At 72.4% G+C, this 17,698-nt stretch carries 11 protein-coding genes and 1 tRNA gene; 7 read left to right on the top strand and 5 right to left on the bottom strand.

Annotation, left to right across the window (positions count from 1 at the left end):
- Positions 1-36 precede the first annotated feature (36 nt).
- The 4 genes from ACFC0B_RS16910 to ACFC0B_RS16895 all read left to right on the top strand — a co-directional run bounded on the left by ACFC0B_RS16910 (position 37) and on the right by ACFC0B_RS16895 (position 8,032).
- A complete protein-coding gene (locus ACFC0B_RS16910; RefSeq protein ID WP_376086582.1) occupies positions 37-2,085 on the top strand; it encodes an FAD/NAD(P)-binding protein in 2,049 nt (682 codons plus the stop codon).
- The gene (locus tag ACFC0B_RS16905) at positions 2,082-3,512 is read left to right on the top strand and encodes a lyase family protein (protein WP_376086581.1); all 1,431 of its coding nucleotides are present in this window, start codon (positions 2,082-2,084) and stop codon (positions 3,510-3,512) included. Before ACFC0B_RS16910 ends, ACFC0B_RS16905 begins: the two co-directional genes overlap by 4 nt.
- A 327-nt stretch (positions 3,513-3,839) precedes the next feature.
- Entirely contained in the window at positions 3,840-7,841 is a 4,002-nt protein-coding gene (hrpA, locus tag ACFC0B_RS16900) for an ATP-dependent RNA helicase HrpA (RefSeq protein ID WP_376086580.1), read from the top strand.
- A gap of 117 nt (positions 7,842-7,958) precedes the next feature.
- A tRNA-Asp gene (locus tag ACFC0B_RS16895) sits at positions 7,959-8,032 on the top strand.
- A 399-nt stretch (positions 8,033-8,431) separates the two neighbouring features.
- Here the strand turns inward: ACFC0B_RS16895 and bldC are convergent.
- Positions 8,432-8,638, bottom strand: coding sequence for a developmental transcriptional regulator BldC (gene bldC / locus ACFC0B_RS16890; protein ID WP_014137253.1), 207 nt, complete (start codon positions 8,636-8,638; stop codon positions 8,432-8,434).
- A 561-nt stretch (positions 8,639-9,199) separates the two neighbouring features.
- A complete protein-coding gene (locus ACFC0B_RS16885; RefSeq protein WP_376086579.1) occupies positions 9,200-10,111 on the bottom strand; it encodes a hypothetical protein in 912 nt (303 codons plus the stop codon).
- Positions 10,112-10,358: 247 nt separating this feature from the next.
- On the opposite strand from ACFC0B_RS16885, the gene ACFC0B_RS16880 reads away from it, so the two are divergent.
- Positions 10,359-11,519: a Glu/Leu/Phe/Val dehydrogenase dimerization domain-containing protein gene (locus ACFC0B_RS16880; protein WP_376086578.1), complete on the top strand. Its 1,161-nt coding sequence runs from the start codon at positions 10,359-10,361 to the stop codon at positions 11,517-11,519.
- 394 nt (positions 11,520-11,913) lie between these two features.
- On the top strand, positions 11,914-12,171 hold the full coding sequence (locus ACFC0B_RS16875; RefSeq protein WP_327679361.1) for a DUF3073 domain-containing protein: 258 nt from the start codon (positions 11,914-11,916) through the stop codon (positions 12,169-12,171).
- A gap of 145 nt (positions 12,172-12,316) precedes the next feature.
- Here ACFC0B_RS16875 and purM read toward each other — a convergent pair whose 3' ends face one another.
- The 3 genes from purM to ACFC0B_RS16860 all read right to left on the bottom strand — a co-directional run bounded on the left by purM (position 12,317) and on the right by ACFC0B_RS16860 (position 16,211).
- Complete coding sequence (gene purM / locus ACFC0B_RS16870) at positions 12,317-13,399, bottom strand: phosphoribosylformylglycinamidine cyclo-ligase (RefSeq protein ID WP_376086577.1); 1,083 nt, start codon at positions 13,397-13,399, stop codon at positions 12,317-12,319.
- A gap of 82 nt (positions 13,400-13,481) precedes the next feature.
- Positions 13,482-15,065, bottom strand: coding sequence for an amidophosphoribosyltransferase (purF, locus tag ACFC0B_RS16865; protein ID WP_376086576.1), 1,584 nt, complete (start codon positions 15,063-15,065; stop codon positions 13,482-13,484).
- 231 nt (positions 15,066-15,296) lie between these two features.
- Positions 15,297-16,211 (bottom strand): diacylglycerol kinase, encoded by a 915-nt coding sequence (locus tag ACFC0B_RS16860; RefSeq protein WP_376086575.1) that lies wholly within the window; start codon positions 16,209-16,211, stop codon positions 15,297-15,299.
- Positions 16,212-16,337: 126 nt separating this feature from the next.
- On the opposite strand from ACFC0B_RS16860, the gene ACFC0B_RS16855 reads away from it, so the two are divergent.
- The gene (locus ACFC0B_RS16855) at positions 16,338-17,621 is read left to right on the top strand and encodes an adenylosuccinate synthase (RefSeq protein WP_376086574.1); all 1,284 of its coding nucleotides are present in this window, start codon (positions 16,338-16,340) and stop codon (positions 17,619-17,621) included.
- Positions 17,622-17,698 lie beyond the last annotated feature (77 nt).

The raw sequence follows: 17,698 nt of genomic DNA, 5'->3' as shown, positions 1-17,698 counted from the left end.
ATCAGATCACCACAACTACGATACCGAGCCGTGGGCATGATCGATCGTCATCTCCAGATCTGCGTCATCGGCGCAGGTCCGCGCGGCCTCTCGGTACTGGAACGGCTCTGCGCCAACGAACGAACCGGGCCCGCCGGGGCCACCGTCACCGTGCACGTGGTCGACCCGGCGCCCCCCGGCGCGGGCCGGGTCTGGCGCCCGGACCAGTCCCGGCACCTCCTGATGAACACGGTGGCCTCGCAGATCACCGTGTACACCGACGACAGCGTACGGATCGAGGGGCCGGTCGAACCCGGCCCCAGCCTGTACGAATGGGCCACCTCCCTGGTCCAGGAGGGCAGTTCTCCCGGCCGTCCGGCCCGCCACGACGACCAGACCCTGGCCGAGGCCGCCGACCTCGGCCCGAACACCTACCCGACCCGCGCCTTCTACGGGCAGTACCTGCACGACGCCTTCCGGGCCGTGGTCGCCGCCGCACCGCCCAGCGTGACCGTCCGGGTGCACCGCTCCCGGGCGGTCGCGATGGCCGACGCGCACGGCCTCCCCGGCGGCCCGCAGGGCGTCCGCCTGGAGGACGGCACCCGGCTGAACCGGCTGGACGCCATCGTGCTCGCCCAGGGACACGTCCCCACCCGGCTCACCCCGCGCGAGGCGCGCACCGCCAGCCTGGCCCGGATCCACCACCTCGACTACGTCACCCCGGCCAACCCCGCCGACGTCCGCATCACCACCCGGCCCGGCCAGAGCGTCCTGCTGCGCGGCCTGGGCCTCAACTTCTTCGACCACATGGCGCTGTTCACGCTCGGCCGCGGCGGCCACTTCGAGCGGGTGGACGGCGCGCTGGTCTACCGCCCCTCCGGCACCGAGCCGAAGCTCTACGCCACCTCCCGGCGCGGCATCCCGTACCACGCGCGCGGCGAGAACGAGAAGGGCGCCTACGGGCGCCACCTGCCGCGCCTGCTCACCACCGAGGTGGTCGCCGCGCTGCGCGAGCGGGTCCGCCGGGGCGAGCCGGTGCGCTTCGCCACCGACCTCTGGCCGCTGGTCGCCCGCGAGGTGGAGGCCGTCTACTACGGCGCGCTGCTCACCGCCAAGGCCCGCGGCACCGAGCGCGCGGAGTTCACCGACCGGTTCCTGACCGCCGGGGACCCGGCCGCGGTGCTCGACGCGTACGGCCTCCCGGAGAACGAGCGGTGGAGCTGGGAGCGGCTCTCCCGCCCGTACGCCGGACGGGAGTTCACCGACCGCGCGGACTTCCGCGGCTGGCTGCTCGGCCACCTGCGCCAGGACGTCGCCGAGGCCCGGGCCGGCAATCTCAGCGGCCCGCTGAAGGCCGCCCTGGACGTGCTGCGCGACCTGCGCAACGAGATCCGGCTGGCGGTCGACCACGGCGGCATCGAGGGCACCTCCTACCGGGACGACCTGGACGCCTGGTACACCCCGCTGAACGCCTTCCTGTCCATCGGCCCGCCGACCGAGCGGATCGAGCAGCTGATCGCGCTGATCGAGGCCGGGGTGGTCGAACTCCTCGGCCCCGGCACCGAGATCCGGATCGACCCGGTCGACCCGGCGTTCACCGCGCACTCCACCGCCGTCCCCGGCCCGCCGGTCCGGGCCTCGGTGCTGGTCGAGGCCCGGCTGCCCGAGCCCGACCTGCGCCGCACCGAGGACCCCCTGCTGCGCCACCTGCTGGACACCGAGCAGTGCGCCCCCTACCGGATACCCGGCGAGCACGGCGGCTACCAGACCGGCGGCCTCGCCGTCACGGAGCGGCCGTACCGGCTGCTGGACGCCCGCGGCCGGGCCCACCCGCGCCGCTTCGCCTACGGGATCCCCACCGAGTCCGTGCACTGGGTGACCGCGGCCGGGATCCGCCCCGGCGTCGACTCGGTGACGCTGGGCGACTCCGACGCCATCGCCCGCGCGGTGCTGGCGCTCTCCCCGGCGCCCGAGTGGCCCACCGCGCCCCTCCCGCCGCGCACCCGTGCCGACGGGACCGCCGGCACCGGCGGAGCCCCCGGGACGTTCACCCCGAGCGAGACCGACGAGACCGACGAGACCGAACCGAGAGGCGTCGTCGTATGACCGATCGCCGTATGGCCGACCAGCAGCCCGCCCCCGCCGGGGCGGACACCGACTCCGGGCTGCTCTCGCCCGTCCGGGCCGGCACCCCGGTCGAGGCGGCCGTCGCCGACCGCGCCTGGATCCAGGCCATGCTGGACGCCGAGGCCGCGCTGGCCCGCGCCCAGGCCGGGCTCGGCACGGTGCCCCCCGCCGCGGCCGCCGCGATCACCCGGGCCGCCCGCGCCGAGCACATCGACGCCCGCGCCCTCGCGCTGGCCTCCCGGGAGACCGCCAACCCGGTGGTCGGCCTGGTCCAGGCGCTGGCCCGGGTGGTGGCCGCCGAGGACCCGGCCGCCGCCGAGTACGTGCACCGCGGCTCCACCAGCCAGGACATCCTGGACACCGGTGCGATGCTGGTCGCCGCCCGGGCCCTGCGGCTGATCCGCGCCGACCTGGAGCGCACCGCCCGCGCGCTCGCCGACCTGGCCGCCGGGCACCGGGACACCGTGCTGGCCGGCCGCACCCTGGCCCTCCAGGCGGTGCCCACCACCTTCGGCCTCAAGGCGGCCGGCTGGCGGCAGCTGGTGCTGGACGCCGACCGCCGGCTCGCCGCCGTGCTGGCGGACGGGCTGCCGGTCTCCCTCGGCGGCGCCGCCGGCACCCTGGCCGGCTACCTGGAGTACGCCCGGCTGGACGGCCCGGACCCGGACGCCGACGCCGGCGCCTACCTGGACCGGCTGGTGGACGCCTTCGCGGCGGAGACCGGCCTGGCCCGCCCGGCGCTGCCCTGGCACGCGCTGCGCACCCCGATGGCCGATCTGGCCGCCGCGCTGGCCTTCACCGCCGGGGCGCTCGGCAAGATCGCGGTGGACGTGCAGTCGCTGACCCGCACCGAGGTCGGCGAGGTGGTCGAGCCGGCCGTCGCCGGGCGCGGCGCCTCCTCGGCGATGCCGCACAAGCGCAACCCGGTGCTCTCCACCCTGCTGCGCAGCGCCGCGCTCCAGGTGCCGGTGCTCGCCGCCGGGCTGACCCAGTGCCTGGTCACCGAGGACGAGCGCTCCGGCGGCGCCTGGCACGCCGAGTGGCTGCTGCTGCGCGAGTGCCTGCGGCTGGCCGGCGGCGCCGCGCACACCTCGGTGGAGCTGGCCGAGGGCCTGCTGGTCCGCCCGGAGCGGATGGCGGCCAACCTGGAGTTCACCGGCGGGCAGCTGGTCTCCGAGCGGATCGCCGCCCGGCTGGCGCCCGAGCTGGGCAAGGCGGTCGCGAAGCAGCTGCTGACCGAGGTCTCGCTGACCGCCGACCGGGAGGGCCGGACGCTGGCCGAGGTGCTCGGCGAACAGGCCGAGCTGGCCGGGCGCTTCACCCGCGAGGAGATCACCGCGCTGTGCGACCCGGCCGGGTACACCGGCGCGGCCGGCGCCCTGGTGGACCGGGCGCTGCGGTCCTGAACCCGGACTCCCCGGGTCCCGGGGCCGGCCGCCCCCGGGACCCGGCCCCGCTCGGCGGATGACGGTCCTGGTCCTGTGTCCCGGTCCCGACGGCCCGCGACTTCCTCGGCCCGATGCCGGGCGGGGCCCGGTGCGCCGGCCGCCCACCGGACGACCGGCGGTGGCGGGGCGGCCCACCCCCTTTCTCACGCAGAGCGACCCCCCGGCCCCGGACGGTGCCGTCGGCGCCGCGGACCGCCGTTGGCAGCGGACGGCCGTCCCCTGTGACACTGGAGACGCTCGAAAACCGAGGTGCGCTCCGCCGCATCTCCTTGCGAACCTAGAGGGATGCCCGCCGTGAGTTCTCCCGCAGTCCAGTCCGCCGCCGAGTCCGCCCGGAGCGACGGGCCCGGCATCGGCGAGCTGGCCGCGCGCCTGCCCGAGCTGACCCTGCGCGACCAGGTGCGGATCGGCCGCCGGCTGGACGGCGCGCGCCGGGTCCGCAAGCCCGAGGCCCGCGCGAAGATCGCCGCCGAGCTCGCCTCCGAGGTCGCCAGGGCCGAGCTGCTGGTCGAGCGCCGCCGCGCCGCCGTGCCCGCCATCGACTACCCCGCCGAGCTGCCGGTCAGCCAGAAGAAGGACGAGATCCTCGAAGCCGTCCGCGACCACCAGGTGGTGATCGTGGCGGGCGAGACCGGCTCCGGCAAGACCACCCAGATCCCGAAGATCTGCCTGGAGCTGGGCCGCGGCGTGCGCGGCCTGGTCGGCCACACCCAGCCCCGCCGGATCGCCGCCCGCACGGTCGCCGAGCGGGTCGCCGAGGAGCTGCGCAGCCCGCTCGGCGAGGCGGTCGGCTGGAAGGTCCGGTTCACCGACCAGGTCGGCCCGGACACCCTGGTCAAGCTGATGACCGACGGCATCCTGCTCGCGGAGATCCAGACCGACCGCGAGCTGCGCCAGTACGACACCCTGATCATCGACGAGGCGCACGAGCGCAGCCTCAACATCGACTTCCTGCTCGGCTACCTCAAGCAGCTGCTGCCCCGCCGCCCCGACCTCAAGGTGATCATCACCTCGGCGACCATCGACCCGGAGCGGTTCTCCCGGCACTTCGAGGACGCCCCGATCGTCGAGGTCTCCGGCCGCACCTACCCGGTCGAGGTCCGCTACCGCCCGATCGTGGACGAGAACGACGAGGACGGCGACGCCGACGAGGCGGACCGCGACCGCGACCAGATCCAGGCGATCTGCGAGGCCGCCGAGGAGCTCCAGGCCGAGGGCCCGGGCGACATCCTGGTCTTCCTCTCCGGCGAGCGCGAGATCCGGGACACCGCCGACGCGCTCACCAAGCTGAAGCTCAGGAGCACCGAGATCCTGCCGCTCTACGCCCGGCTGAGCTCCGCCGAGCAGCACCGGGTCTTCCAGCGCTCGAACTCCCGCCGGATCGTGCTGGCCACCAACGTCGCCGAGACCAGCCTCACCGTCCCCGGCATCAAGTACGTGATCGACCCCGGCACCGCCCGGATCTCCCGCTACAGCCACCGCACCAAGGTCCAGCGGCTGCCGATCGAGGCGATCAGCCAGGCCAGCGCCAACCAGCGCAAGGGCCGCTGCGGCCGCACCTCGGACGGCATCTGCATCCGGCTCTACTCGGAGGAGGACTTCCTCTCCCGCCCCGAGTTCACCGACGCCGAGATCCTGCGCACCAACCTGGCCTCGGTCATCCTCCAGATGACCGCCGCCGGCCTCGGCGACATCGCCGCCTTCCCGTTCCTCGACCCGCCGGACTCCCGCAACATCAAGGACGGCGTCAACCTCCTGCACGAGCTGGGCGCGCTCGACCCGGAGGAGAAGGACGTCCGCAAGCGGCTCACCCCGCTCGGCCGCAAGCTGGCCCAGCTCCCGGTGGACCCGCGGATGGCCCGGATGGTCCTGGAGGCCGACCGGAACGGCTGCGTGCGCGACGTCATGGTGATCGCCGCCGCGCTCTCCATCCAGGACCCGCGCGAGCGCCCCGCCGAGAAGCGCCAGGCCGCCGACGAGCGGCACCGCCGGTTCACCTCGGAGACCTCCGACTTCCTCTCCTTCCTGTCGATGTGGCGCTACGTGCGGGAGCAGCAGCGCGAGCTCTCCTCCTCCGCGTTCCGCCGGATGTGCAAGGCCGAGTTCCTCAACTACCTGCGGATACGGGAGTGGCAGGACATCTACTCCCAGCTGCGCACGGTCGCCAAGCAGCTCGGCGTCACCATCGAGGAGGCGCACGACGACGCCGAGCCGGACGCCGACCGGATCCACCAGTCGCTGCTGGCCGGCCTGCTCTCCCACCTCGGCCTGTACGACGTGGAGAAGCGCGAGTACGGCGGCGCGCGCGGCGCCCGGTTCGCGGTCTTCCCCGGCTCGGGCCTGTTCAAGAAGCCGCCGCGCTGGGTGATGTCCGCCGAGCTGGTGGAGACCTCCCGGCTCTGGGCCCGGATCAACGCGAAGATCGAGCCCGAGTGGGTCGAGCCGCTGGCCGGCCACCTGGTGAAGCGCAGCTACAGCGAGCCGCACTGGGAGAAGAAGGCCGGGGCCGTCCTGGCGTACGAGAAGGTCACCCTCTACGGGGTGCCGGTGGTCTCCCAGCGGAAGGTCAACTACGGCCGGATCGACCCGGAGCTCTGCCGCGAGCTGTTCATCCGCAACGCCCTGGTCGAGGGCGACTGGGAGACCCACCACCGCTTCTTCGCCGAGAACCGCAAGCTGCTCAACGAGGTCGAGGAGCTGGAGAACCGGGCCCGCCGCCGGGACATCCTGGTCGACGACCAGACCCTGTTCGAGTTCTACGACGGCCGGCTGCCCGACGACATCGTCTCCGCCCGGCACTTCGACTCCTGGTGGAAGCAGGCCCGCCGGGACCAGCCCGACCTGCTCAACTTCGAGAAGTCGATGCTGATCAACGACGCCGCCGACGGCGTCACCGAGGCCGACTACCCCGACCACTGGCAGCAGGGCGCGCTCCGCTTCACGCTCACCTACCAGTTCGAGCCGGGCAGCGACGCGGACGGCGTGACCGTGCACATCCCGCTGCCGGTGCTCAACCAGGTCACCGCGGAGGGCTTCGACTGGCAGATCCCGGGCCTGCGCGAGGAACTGGTCACCGCCTGGATCAAGTCGCTGCCGAAGGCGGTGCGGCGCAACTTCGTGCCCGCCCCGGACTTCGCCCGGGCCGCGCTGCGCGGGCTGAGGGACCACCAGGAGCGCCAGGAGCCGCTGCTCCCGGCCCTGGAGCACGCCCTGAAGCGGCTGACGGCGGTCACCGTGCCTCCGGAGGCCTGGGACGGCGAACGGGTCCCGGAGCACCTCAAGGTGACCTTCCGGGTCGTGGACGGCCGCAAGAAGCTCGCGGAGTCCAAGGACCTGGAGGAGCTGCGGCAGCGGCTCAACCCGAAGCTCAAGGAGACGCTCTCCTCGGCCGCCTCCGGCCGGGGCATCGAGCGGTCCGGGCTGACCGCCTGGCCGGAGGACCTGCCGGTGCTGCAGCGCACCTTCGAGCAGCGCTCCCGCGGCCACGCGCTGCGCGCCTACCCGGCGCTGGTGGACGAGGGGGAGACGGTCGGCATCCGGCTGTTCGACACCCCGGAGGCCCAGGAGAAGGCGATGTGGGAGGGCACCCGGCGGCTGCTGATGCTCTCCACCACCTCGCCCGCCAAGTCGATCCAGGGCCGGCTGGGCAACCAGGCCAAGCTCGCGCTGTCCTACAACCCGCACGGCTCGATCCCGGCCCTGTTCGAGGACGTGGTGGCCTGCGCCGCGGACCGGCTGATGACGCTGGCCGGCGGTCCGGCCTGGGACGAGCCGGCCTTCGCCGCGCTGCGCGACAAGGTCCGGGCCGACCTGTACGACCTCGCGGCGGACACCACGCTGAAGACGGCCACCGCGCTGATCGCCTTCCACAAGGCCTCGACCCGGCTGAAGTCGGTGAGCAGCCCGGTGCTGCTGAACGCGGTGAACGACATCCGGCTGCACCTGGCCTCACTGGTGCACCCGGGCTTCGTCACCGCGACCGGCTGGCAGCGGCTGCCGGACCTCAAGCGCTACCTGCTGGCGGTGGACCGCCGGCTGGAGGCGCTGCCCAACCATCCGCAGCGGGACACCCAGCAGCTGCTGAAGGTGCAGCAGGTCCAGCAGGCCTACGGGGAGCTGCTGGCGGCCGTGCCGGCCGGGCGGCAGCCCTCGCCCGAGGTGCGGGCGGTCCGCTGGATGATCGAGGAGCTGCGGGTCAGCTTCTTCGCCCAGTCGCTGGGCACGCCGTCACCGGTCTCGGAGAAGCGGATCGCCAAGGCCATGGAGGCGGCCAGGGCCACGCTCTGAGCTGCGCCGGGGGCCCTCGGGAGCCGGTTCGACCTGGGGGCCCCACATGGGCTACGATCTGTCTTGTTCGCAGCGCAGCCCGGAAGGAAAGCGGAGCGGACGGATCAGGAACACTCTGGTCCCGTGGAGCAGTTGGTTAGCTCGCCACCCTGTCAAGGTGGAGGTCGCGGGTTCAAGTCCCGTCGGGATCGCCGTAGTCGAGAGGCCCGGAACCGTTTGGTTCCGGGCCTTTCGCGTTTGCCGGGCCGGCCCTTTTACCCGGACTAGGTCTAGACCACAAGTGACTATGCGTGTGATGGTCGTCACCCGTGTTTCCCGGGAACCGGCCGTTCGGGGGCCCTTCCCGGAAGGGCTTAATTTAATATGTAAAATTGTACTGCTATTCACAGTAAATCCCCCCCACCCCTTCCCCCTCAAATCGTTATCCGGAGTTCAACATTCCGGGCGGATCGCGCGAGTACGACAAGCCTGTAGACGAACTCTGCGGGGCAGCGGGGAACAAGGTCCGGGACAAACCAAAGGGGCTGCTTACCGGACCCGGCGGAGTCCGGTAAGCAGCCCCTTCGAAAGAGCCTTGAACGTTCGGCCCGTCAGGCCTCGGTTCGCTGGGCCGGAATACCGGCCAGCAGGGCGCGCACCTCCGCCTCACGGTAACGGCGGTGGCCGCCCAGGGTGCGGATCGACGTGAGCTTGCCGGCCTTAGCCCAGCGGGTCACGGTCTTGGGATCCACACGGAACATGGTGGCGACCTCTGCCGGAGTCAGCAGGGGCTCGGCATCGGGGGTACGAGCGGTCATGAGCGGCCTCCTCGGAGAACCGAACCAGGGCGGTTCTATCCTTCAAATTCTGCACCTTGGCCCGCGATGCCCGAAATGGCATAGACGGGCCGAGTCGGTTATAGGACGAACGGCTTGTCCTGGTGTCTACAACTACACCATCCGTCCAGCCCTATCGACCAAACCGCCAAAATTGACCCCTCACGGGTTCAAGCCCGACGGATGGCGATGGACCACCCCATAACGGGCGGTCACCCTATAGTGACATTAGGTTACGAGGGGACCAGACCCGCTGTTTCCCCGCAAAGCACGCATCGACTCCAGAACCACCCAAAAGTGGGCACGCTCACGTGAACTTGGGCTGGTTGTCCCATTTTTGCACATAGGGGTGAGTTCGCGTCAACAGTGAGTAGTGTCACGTTCGACAGCTATTGACCCGAACCAGGACCTTGGTCATACGGCTCGGGCCATAGGACTCTTACCGTCTTACAGGTACCACCGACACCCGCCCCGGCCAGCGGTGACGCCCCCTCAGCCCGGCCCGCGGCCGGCCCTCGGCCCGCCGTACCCGGCCCGCCCGGCTCAGTTCGCGTGGCGCAGTGCCAGCACCCTCCGCCAGCGCACCAGCAGCCCCTCGTAGGCGCGCACCGCCTCGGCCTTGTCCCCCGCCCGCATCGCGCGCAGCCCGTCCTCCAGCTCCCCGGCCGAATGGTCCGCCAACAGCCGCTCCGGCCCCAGCAGATGCACCAGCCCCCCGTAGTCCAGCTCCACCAGCGACCGCGGATGGAACTCCTCCAGCCACCGCCCGACCTGCTCCGCCCCCCGCACCAGCTCCCCTTCCGGCACCGCCTCGCGCAACGCCCGGTACGCCCGGGCCACCCGGCGGCGCGCCTGCGCCATCGGCGTCAGATAGAACAACGACACCCGGTCCCCCCGAACTCCTTCCTCCCCCTTCTCCCCCGTCCCTGCGGGAACGAAGCATCGATCCTCGTCCCCGAACGGAAGGAACCACCGCACCGGCACCTCCCACCGGCTGGTGAGGATCCACGGCCGGGCGTCCGGGTGCTCCGCCCGCCAGCGCTCCCGGTCCGCCTCCGCCTCCGCCCGGGTGGCCGGCGGCAGCGCGGTGTCCACCAGCGCCACCGGCGCCCCGGCCCGCAGCTCGTCCAGCGCCTGCCAGTTGCGCAGCCTGGTCGCCCACGGGCAGATGTAGAGCACCCCGTCCACGAGCCGGACGAAGGCGCGCTCGCTCTCCCGCTCCGGCAGCGCCCGAGGGGTGCGGCCGACCAGCTCGGCCAGCGCGGTGCGCTGCTCCGCCAGCGCCGCCGCGGCCACCGAACGGCCGGCCTCCGGCGCGTCCGGGCCGTGTTCCGCCGCGTAGGCCTGCCAGTGCGCCCGCTCGGGCTCCGGGTAGGCGGCCAGCGGCTCGTAGACCCGCAGGTGCGCGGCGTAGGGCGGCAGCACGGAGGTACGGACGACGGTCACGTCCTGCATCGTCGCACGCACCCCCCGTCGCCCGGGAGTGCCCGGCGGCCGCCACCCGGCGGGCGCGGGGCGGCGGCCCCGTTCGCGGACGCACCCGCGGGACACGAACGGGCTGCTGGGGCCCACTCCCGTCTCACCCCTCGGACAACCGGCCCGAGCTTCGCCAAGGGAGCGGACCGGCACGGCCCTCGGGGCTACGCTTCGCCCTAGGCGCCCGCACCACAGCAAGCGGGCCTCGATTACTGGAGTCACCACAGTGACCGACGTACAGACCGCCGCCCCCACGCACTCCGCACCCGGCGTGCTCGGCAGGATCTTCGGCAACTCCCAGGACGGCGCCACCGGCGACGGCCACGAGCAGGTCGTCCTCTGCCACGACCGCTCCTCCGGCCTGAAGGCGATCATCGCCGTCCACTCCACCGCCCTGGGCCCGGCCCTCGGCGGCACCCGCTTCTTCCCGTACGCCTCCGAGGAGGCGGCGCTGGAGGACGCGCTCAACCTCTCCCGCGGCATGTCCTACAAGAACGCGCTGGCCGGCCTCGACCTCGGCGGCGGCAAGGCCGTCATCATCGGCGACCCGAACAAGGACAAGAACGAGGCGATGCTGCGGGCCTACGGCCGCTTCGTCGAGTCGCTGCGCGGCCGCTACATCACCGCCTGCGACGTGGGCACCTACGTCCAGGACATGGACGTGATCGCGCGCGAGACCGAGTTCGTCACCGGCCGCTCGCCCGAGCACGGCGGCGCCGGCGACTCGTCCATCCTGACCGCCTTCGGCGTCTTCCAGGGCATGCGCGCCTCCGCCCAGGCCCGCTGGGGCCAGCCCACCCTGCGCGGCAAGCGGGTCGGCGTGGCCGGCGTCGGCAAGGTCGGCCACTACCTGGTCGGCCACCTGGTCGCGGACGGCGCCACCGTCGTCGTCACCGACGTCTCCGAGGCCGCGGTCAACCGCGTGCGGGCCGCCCACCCGGAGGTCGAGGTGGTCGCCGACACCGCCGCGCTGCTCCGGGCGAAGCTGGACGTCTACGCCCCCTGCGCGCTCGGCGGCGCGCTCACCGACGACACGGTCGCCGCGCTGGGCGAGGCCGGCACCGCCATCGTCTGCGGCGCCGCCAACAACCAGCTGGCCCACCCGGGCGTCGAGAAGGACCTCGCCGACCGCGGCCTGCTCTACGCCCCGGACTACCTGGTGAACTCCGGCGGCGTCATCCAGGTCGCCGACGAGATCGACGGCTTCAACTTCGAGCGCGCCAAGAACAAGGCGACGAAGATCTTCGACACCACCCTGGAGATCTTCACCCGGGCCGCCTCCGACGGCGTGCCGCCGGCCGTCGCCGCCGACCGCCTCGCCGAGAAGCGCATGCGCGAGATCAGCGCGCTGCGCTCGGTGCTGCTGCCGGGCGCCCGCCGCGGCTGATTCCGGTCCGGCCGGCCCGGGGCCGACCGGCGATGCGCGGGGGGCGTCCACCATCCGCCCCCCGCGCATCACAATGTGGAACCGGATTCTCACTTCTGCACCCGATCGGGTGATCCAAGGTCCCCCTTGGGGGGATAATCGGTGAGGAAACAACGGACCTGAGACACCTCCGGACGGCGTGCAAAAAGCCGCAAAACCTCCCCTGACCTGGGACGACCTGGTCGCGGGTGCGGCTGGTGCGCGCCACGTCACACTGACGACGTACCGTCCAGCGGCAGAAACAGGTACCGTTAATGCTCCAAGGGACGGTTCTCCCCATTCGGGCAGGCCGCTCTTGATCATGAACACGTGTCAGACTCGGGGCCGTGAGCCCCATCGTTGAGGGGGTCGACCCATGGGGCGCGGCCGGGCCAAGGCCAAGCAGACGAAGGTCGCCCGCGAGCTGAAGTACAACAGCGGCGGGTTCGACGCCAATCGTCTCTCCAGCGAGCTGGGCGTATCGCCCTCCACCTCCCCGATCGAGCCGGAGCCGATCGAAGAGGACGAGGACGACGACCCGTACGCGGAGTACGCGGCTCGTTACGCCGATGACGGCGAGGACGACGACACCGAGTCGGGTACCGGGCCCTCCCAGGCCCGCCGTCGCGCGTAGTCTCCCAGTCTGACCTGACCGGCCTCGGTGCCCAGCGCACCGGGCCGGTCTTCGGCGTTCCCGCACCCGTCGGCCCGCAGCCGGGCCGCACGCGGAAGGCCCCTCCGGCGGTGCCGGAGGGGCCTTCGGTGTCCAGCGGCCGGACTCAGCCCGTGAAGCCCTCGTAGGCGTTGTAGAGGGCCGCGCCGTCCCCGTGCTCACCGGTGCGCTCGACGATGTCGCCCAGCACCCAGGACTCCACGCCGCGGTCCTCCAGGACCGCCAGCACGGCGTCCACCGAGTGCGGCGGGACGACCGCGACCATGCCGACGCCCATGTTGAGCGTCTTCTCGATCTCCAGGGTGGCCACCTTGCCGACCTCGGCGACGGTCCGGAAGACCGGCAGCGGGGTCCAGGTGCCGCGGTCCAGGCGGGCGTGCAGGCCGTCCGGGATCACCCGGGCCAGGTTGGCCGCCAGGCCGCCGCCGGTGACGTGCGAGAAGGCGTGCACCTCGGTGGCCCGGATCAGCGCCAGGCAGTCCAGCGAGTAGATCCGGGTCGGCTCCAGCAGCTCCTCGCCGAGCGTGCGGCCGAACTCCTCGACCTTGCGGTCCAGCTTCCAGCCGGCCTGGTTCAGCAGCACGTGGCGGACCAGCGAGTAGCCGTTGGAGTGCAGGCCGGAGGCGGCCATCGCGATCACCACGTCGCCGGCCCGGACGCGCTCGGCGCCCAGCAGCGCGTCCGCCTCGACCACGCCGGTGCCGGCGCCCGCGACGTCGTACTCGTCCGGCCCGAGCAGGCCCGGGTGCTCGGCGGTCTCGCCGCCGACCAGGGCGCAGCCGGCCAGCGCGCAGCCCTCGGCGATGCCCTTGACGATCGCGGCGACCCGCTCCGGGACGACCTTGCCGACGCAGATGTAGTCGGTCATGAACAGCGGCTCGGCGCCGCACACCACGATGTCGTCGACGACCATGCCGACCAGGTCGTGGCCGATGGTGTCGTGCTTGTCCATGGCGGCCGCGATGGCCACCTTGGTCCCCACGCCGTCGGTGGCCGAGGCCAGCAGCGGCCGCTCGTAGTTCTTGAAGGCCGAGACGTCGAAGAGGCCGGCGAAGCCGCCGAGACCGCCGACCACCTCGGGGCGGTTGGCCTTCTTCACCCACTGCTTCATGAGCTCGACGGCGCGGTCGCCCGCCTCGATGTCCACGCCGGCGGCGGCGTAGGTGGCGCCGTTCTGGTCGGTAGTCACTGCTGTGCGGCCCTTTCGGGTCTGTGGTGGGGGTTGGAACGGCGGCGGGGTCCCGGGTGCGGGACCCCGCCGGGGTTCGTCGTTACGGGCGGCGCAGCGCGTCGGCCGCGCCCGCCCCGCCGAGCAGCGACTGGACGCCGTCCAGGTCGCTGCCGCTGGTCGGCTTGCCGCGGACCGCGGGGGCCTGCTGGCCGCCCTTGATCTCGGCCTCCAGCAGGAGCTTGCCGAGCAGCGCGGGGTCCGGCAGCTCCATCGGGTACTCACCGTCGAAGCAGGCCCGGCAGAGCCGGTCCTTCGGCTGCTTGGTGGCCTCGATCATGCCGTCGATCGAGATGTAGGAGAGCGAGTCCGCACCGAGGGTGCGGCCGATCTCCTCGATGGTCATGCCGTTGGCGATCAGCTCCGCGCGGGTGGCGAAGTCGATGCCGAAGAAGCACGGCCACTTCACCGGCGGCGAGGAGATCCGGATGTGGACCTCCGCGGCGCCGGCCTCGCGGAGCATCTTCACCAGGGCGCGCTGGGTGTTGCCGCGGACGATCGAGTCGTCGACCACGACCAGGCGCTTGCCCTGGATGACCTCGCGCAGCGGGTTGAGCTTGAGGCGGATGCCGAGCTGGCGGATGGTCTGGCTGGGCTGGATGAAGGTGCGGCCGACGTAGGCGTTCTTCACCAGGCCGGAGCCGTACGGGATCCCGCTGGCCTCGGCGTAGCCGATGGCGGCCGGGGTGCCGGACTCGGGCGTCGCGATCACCAGGTCGGCCTCGGCCGGGGCCTCCTTCGCCAGCCGGCGGCCCATCTCCACACGGGAGAGGTGGACGTTGCGGCCGGCGATGGTGGTGTCCGGGCGGGCCAGGTAGACGTACTCGAAGACGCAGCCCTTGGGCTTGGCCTCGGCGAACCGCGAGGTGCGCATGCCGTTCTCGTCGATGGCGATCAGCTCGCCGGGCTCGACCTCGCGGATGAAGGAGGCGCCGCAGATGTCCAGCGCCGCCGTCTCGGAGGCGACCACCCAGCCGCGCTCCAGCCGGCCCAGCACCAGCGGGCGGATGCCCTGCGGGTCGCGGGCGGCGTAGAGCGTGTTCTCGTCCATGAAGACGAGCGAGAAGGCGCCCTTGACCTTGGGCAGGACGACCTTGGCCGTCTCCTCGATGGAGAGGTCCGGGTGGCCGGCGAGCAGCGCCGTCACCAGGTCGGTGTCGTTGGTCGCGGCCGTCCGCCCGGAGCGGGAGACGTGCTCCTCGCCGGGGAGTTCGGCGACCATCGCCGCCAGTTCGGCGGTGTTCACCAGGTTTCCGTTGTGACCGAGGGCCAGCGAGCCGTGCACGGTCGCCCGGAAGGTCGGCTGGGCGTTCTCCCAGACCGAGGATCCGGTGGTCGAGTAGCGGGCGTGTCCGACGGCGATATGCCCGTGCAACGACCCCAGCGAGGCCTCGTCAAAGACCTGGGAGACGAGTCCCATGTCCTTGAAGACGAGAATCTGGGAGCCGTTGCTCACTGCGATGCCCGCGGATTCCTGACCGCGGTGCTGCAGGGCGTAAAGGCCGAAGAACGTGAGCTTGGCGACCTCCTCGCCGGGAGCCCAGACACCGAAGACGCCGCAAGCGTCCTGGGGGCCTTTCTCGCCGGGAAGAAGATCGTGGTTGAGTCTTCCGTCACCACGTGGCACGCCTTCGAGTCTAGGCCAGCCGATCCGCCCTCCGGGAACCCGGGCGGCCGGAGGCGGCCGGGCGCGGGTCGGTAACGCGCGTAGACAAAACCCCTTACCCGAGGCGGATTTCGGCCCGCCGGAACGGCCGGCGAACGCGCCCGGCCTTGCGGCTCGCGCCCGTTGGCCCGCTCCGGGCGCGCACGGCGCTTCGCCCGGCGTTCGTCCGCCGTTCGTCCAACGTGAGCCTGCTCACCCGGCGGCGCCGTCGGCGCGGGGCGGCCGGGCGGCGGGCAGCAGCAGGCCCCAGCAGCCCGGTTGGACGGTCCAGGTGCGGGCCCGGACCGGGCCGACCGGGTGGCCGTCCGCCTCGTACCCGAAGCCGCGGCCGGCCACCGAGACGCTGGCCGCCCGGGCCCGGAGCAGGGCGCCGGGGGCGCGGACCACGATCTCCAGCACGCCCTCGCCGGCCGCGCCGCCGGAGGGCAGGGTCACCTGGACCACCCGGACCGGCCGGTGCACGTCGGCGAGCAGCCGGCCGTCCGCCTCGACCCGCAGCCGGGAGCTCTGGCCCTCCAGGCCCGGCTCGCCCCGGACGGGCCGGCCCGGACCGGTGCGCTCCGGGGTGAGTACGGTCCCCTGCTCGGCCGCAGCCAGTTTCGCCCATAGCGAACGCCAGCCGCTCGGACGGCCCACCGGGCGACGCACTCCGCTCCCCGAGATCCGCACCCCGCCGAGCGCCACCCCGCCGCCGTCGTCCACCAGCAGGTCCAGCTTCCGCACCGCCCCCGTCAGCACCGCCCGCGCGGCCGCCACCGGGGCCGCCGGCACGCCCAGCCCGCGGGCCGCCGCCACCTCCTCCGGACGGCCGACCGGCACCAGGCCCACCGGGTCCGTCCCCAGCTCACGTTGGCGGTACAGGGCCTGGAGCACCCGCTGGAGCGCGAGATCGGAACCGATCACCACCGGTCGCCTCCGGCCGCGGTGCGAAAGCACCCGGTCAAGCTCGGAGGGCGTCTCCGGATAGGCCACCTTGACGTCCGTTCCACCGGAGAGAACGTCCTTCGCGATCCGCACCGACTCGCCGTCGGACTGCCGGGCCGCCGGGTCGAGGAGCAGGAGAAGCGGCTCCGGGCCGCCGGTTGCAGGCGTGGACAGGGACGACACAACCGGTCCTTCCTCAGGTAATCTCTCGGTGCAAGAGCCCCTTGCGCTATTGCGCCAGGGGCTTCGTCTATCTCGGGGCAGACTGCGGCCTACGCAGGATGCCCCAACCGGAAGGGGTGTACGCCTGTGCCGGCACTCGTGCTCGTTGGCGCTCAGTGGGGAGACGAGGGCAAGGGGAAGGCGACCGACCTCCTCGGCGGCTCCGTCGACTACGTCGTCCGCTACCAGGGCGGCAACAACGCCGGTCACACGGTGGTCATCGGCGACCAGAAGTACGCGCTGCACCTGCTGCCTTCCGGCATCCTCAGCCCGAACGTGACGCCGGTGATCGGCAACGGCGTCGTCATCGACCCGGGCGTGCTGCTCTCCGAGCTCAACGGCCTGAACGAGCGCGGCATCGACACCTCCAAGCTGCTGGTCTCGGGCAACGCCCACCTGATCACGCCGTACCACCGCACCCTGGACAAGGTCACCGAGCGCTTCCTCGGCAAGCGCCGGATCGGCACCACCGGCCGCGGCATCGGCCCGACCTACGCGGACAAGATCAACCGCGTCGGCATCCGGGTCCAGGACCTCTTCGACGAGTCGATCCTCCGCCAGAAGATCGAGGCGGCGCTGCACGACAAGAACCAGCTGCTGGTCAAGCTGTACAACCGCCGCGCCATCCCCGCCGACCTGGTGCTGGAGGAGTACCTGGGCTACGCGGACAAGATCAAGCCGTTCCTGGCCGACACCACCCTGGTGCTGGACGAGGCACTGAAGGCCGGCAAGGTCGTCCTGCTGGAGGGCGGCCAGGGCACCCTGCTCGACGTCGACCACGGCACGTACCCGTTCGTCACCTCCAGCAACCCGACCTCGGGCGGCGCCTGCACCGGCTCCGGCATCGGCCCCACCAAGATCGACCGGGTCATCGGCATCCTGAAGGCCTACACCACCCGCGTCGGCTCCGGCCCGTTCCCGACCGAGCTGCTCGACGCGGACGGCGAGGCGCTGCGCCGCATCGGCGGCGAGCGCGGCGTCACCACCGGCCGCGACCGCCGCTGCGGCTGGTTCGACGCGGTGATCGCGCGCTACGCGACCCGGGTCAACGGCCTCACCGACTTCTTCCTCACCAAGCTCGACGTGCTCACCGGCTGGGAGCAGATCCCGGTCTGCGTGGCGTACGAGATCGACGGCCGGCGGGTCGAGGAGCTCCCGTACAACCAGTCCGACTTCCACCACGCCAAGCCGGTCTACGAGACGCTGCCGGGCTGGAGCGAGGACATCAGCAAGGCGAAGACCTTCGACGAGCTGCCGAAGAACGCCCAGGCGTACGTGAAGGCGCTGGAGGAGATGTCGGGCGCCCCGATCTCCGCCATCGGCGTCGGCCCGGGCCGGGACGAGACGATCCAGATCAACTCGTTCCTGTAGGCCGGTCGGCCCTTCGCACCGGAGGCCCCGCGGGTTCGCCCGCGGGGCCTTTCGCCGCCTCCGAACTTTTGCACTAG

Source organism: Kitasatospora sp. NPDC056184, from assembly GCF_042268405.1.
GTDB lineage: Bacteria > Actinomycetota > Actinomycetes > Streptomycetales > Streptomycetaceae > Kitasatospora.
The sequence above is the reverse complement of the archived record's forward strand: the minus strand, read 5'-3'. Positions and strand labels throughout refer to the sequence as shown.